The organism is Microcoleus sp. AT8-B5 (assembly GCF_036705565.1).
In the GTDB taxonomy this organism is placed as follows: domain Bacteria; phylum Cyanobacteriota; class Cyanobacteriia; order Cyanobacteriales; family Microcoleaceae; genus Microcoleus.
On record NZ_JAUBUY010000119.1, the window covers coordinates 1 to 1,518 of the forward strand.

A 1,518-nucleotide genomic window follows, 5' to 3' on the forward strand; every position below is an offset into this window, starting at 1 on the left:
ACCTAATTACGCACTTGATTTAGCCCAATACTTCATCTTATCATGTTTTAGGCTGAAATTAAGATGCGTTTACCCTGCCCTTAAATTCTGCATCGAATGGTAGTTCTGCTTCAGGATACTCCAGGATTTTTGATCGGTCAACTTTGACCAGAGCATTTTTACTACTTTTAATGTGCTTTTTGGGTGCTTTTCGCTCTTTTTCCGATGAGTAGTTCTCTTTTAACTTTTTCGCTCCATTAGCTTTGACCTCTGGTTTGCCTTGTTCTCCTTTCAGGCGATTGTTTTCGGATTTTAATCTTTGATTTTCTGCTCGTAATTCTCTGGTTTCTGCTTGTAATTGCTCTACAAGGTTCAGCAATATGGACACTGTACGACGTAATGATTCGTCAGCAATTGCAGATGGCTCAATGCTTTGCAGTAAGGTCTCTACTAATTGGTCAGCAGATGTTTTTTGCGTCATGCTTTATATTCTACCATGCTCTTCGTATTTGTGAACCTTCTTTTTTTCCTGTAGTTTAGACTAAAAAATGATTGCAGCCAAAAGTAGCTGCCTTTGAATATCCGGCAAGCTGTTACTCAAAAACTCAAGAGGAAGAAGATTAAATAACTAATCTTGAAGACTTTTTGCGTCGAGAAACCCGTTTTTTCACAGTGGGATAGGACGGTGCCTTGGTTCGTACCCTTCCTTTTTCCCAACCAGGGGATTTTCCCCTCTGTTTAGGCATTTTCGCGGGAGTACCAATGTCAACTAAAATCCAATGGCACTGAAAAAGTGAGCAAAAAAAAATCTGTAAGGCAAGCTCTGCATAGATAATTGCCTTACAAACCAAAATATCTCTCTCTAGTATGCCCAATCGTGCGTCTATTCTCAAGCAACAATTTTTACAGAGTGTTGCCTTACCCTGGAAAGAATTGCTACCAGACTCTACAGTCAAAGAGCTTCTGGCGAAGGAGAATCTCAGATACTACAACAGCGTCTATACGCCGATAGTTACCTTATGGGCGATGATATCTCAGGTACTAGATCCAGACAAAAGTTTGAGTCAAGCAGTAAAACGGATGAGTACCTGGCCCAGTGGTGCTGGAGTGGTGCCTCCTTCTTCAGACACTGGGGCATACAGTAAAGCTCGTCAACGACTACCTGAAAGACTTGTCCAACAGTTAGTACCTGTAGTGGCAGAGGCACTAGAAAAGCAAGTTCCTCGCCTACAGCAATGGTGTGGACGACAGGTGCGGGATCTCGCCGGCACAACCGTGTTGATGAGTGATACTGCTGCCAATCAAGCTGAGTATCCGCAACACAGCAATCAAAAAACTGGGTGTGGATTTCCCATCGCCAAAGTGGTAGTGCTCTTTTCATTGCTCACAGGTGCAGTCGTATCGGCTGGTATTGCTTCATTGACGATGAGTGAGATTGTAATGAGTCGCCTGTTATATGCGAATTTATAGTCATTTCAAATAAATGTGAGACAGAGGCAAGATCATGATAAAATCGATAAAAATAGTTAATTAGAAAAA

At 41.9% G+C, this 1,518-nt stretch carries 1 protein-coding gene and 1 pseudogene; one reads left to right on the forward strand and one right to left on the reverse strand.

Translation table 11 applies throughout. The features are described from left to right. Positions 1-58: 58 nt before the first annotated feature. A complete protein-coding gene (locus QUB39_RS30450) occupies positions 59-460 on the reverse strand; it encodes a hypothetical protein (RefSeq protein WP_333058670.1) in 402 nt (133 codons plus the stop codon). 386 nt (positions 461-846) lie between these two features. Here QUB39_RS30450 and QUB39_RS30455 point away from each other — a divergent pair. Next, positions 847-1,446 (forward strand): annotated as a pseudogene (locus QUB39_RS30455) (IS4 family transposase); the annotation flags it as partial. Positions 1,447-1,518 lie beyond the last annotated feature (72 nt).

Excerpts from the sequence above, each read along its gene's own strand:
- QUB39_RS30450 (WP_333058670.1), bottom strand. The coding sequence starts at position 460 with ATGACGCAAAAAACATCTGCTGACCAATTAGTAGAGACCTTACTGCAA.